At 40.8% G+C, this 1,038-nt stretch carries 1 protein-coding gene; it reads left to right on the forward strand.

The features are described from left to right. Positions 1–1,038, forward strand: a 1,038-nt coding sequence (locus Q0605_RS10390) for a hypothetical protein (protein WP_298706807.1), incomplete at both ends; no start/stop codon positions are given.

Raw genomic sequence — 1,038 nt, forward strand, 5'->3', positions numbered from 1 at the left:
TATTTTGGATCTCGAAGATATAGAGATAGGAGATGCGTATCAAGGCGTAACATTTATGCTTAGCTATCGTCCGGACGGGCAGGCGAATAAAACTACTAAAAACGACTATGCCGTGGACGAAGACGATCCGGTTAAGTATTATTTAGCGCTTAAGAAGATGGAGCTTCGCGAGAAGTATGGAGTGTGCTATACGGGTGACACATATGGATGGTGCAAGCCTTTAAGCGATGCGGAAAAAGCTGAAAAAGAAGAGCTGATAAAAAAAGAGCTAGCAAAGTTTGCAAATGAGATCAGCAAGGCATCCAATACATTCGGCATCACTATGTCCAGTGACGGTTCATTCCATGTTTGTGGTAGTGATAACTTTGTAATTCGTCCGGCATATTTTAATGTAGATACTGCTGAGCTAACGAAATACGGCAAGTTAGTAGATACTAGCGCTGATGGTGATATAACTAAGAAAGGAAGTAGTGATGCAAGCGTTGTAAGCCATCCTAAAGACTTACGCGTAGGTGGTGATTATACTGAGAATGTGGATATCTTGGCTAAGGTAATTTCGGCTAGAAGTTATAAGGGTAACGGGGTGCCTAACTATAATGCCGTAATAGGTGGCGATTTAGGAAATGAAAGATATCATATACGCGATAGCTACAAATACTCCGATGCCGATAGCGCTCAAGATATTTCAACTAAAGTTCGCGGTATCCAGACCTATTTGCGTCCATTTATATCTAATCAATGTGCGGCCGAGCTCTCTACTCAGTCATATTATATAAAAAGAGCTGGAGGCAACGCCACCTTACAAACCGGTCATAAATTAGACGGTTGCTATGGTGGTACCCAGACAGAATATAACGGCATAGAATATGATAGCAAAACCGGATCATATTCCGTTAAAAAAGGCATTAGTGATGCTGATATTAAAAAGAATACTTTTGGTAAAGGCAATACGCAGTGCAAAACGACGTCTGGTGAGATAAATTTTGACGAAACATACAGAAGAATCTGGGATAAAAATGCCATTAGTTTGTGGGCTGA

Source organism: uncultured Campylobacter sp. (assembly GCF_938017705.1).
Lineage (GTDB): Bacteria > Campylobacterota > Campylobacteria > Campylobacterales > Campylobacteraceae > Campylobacter_B.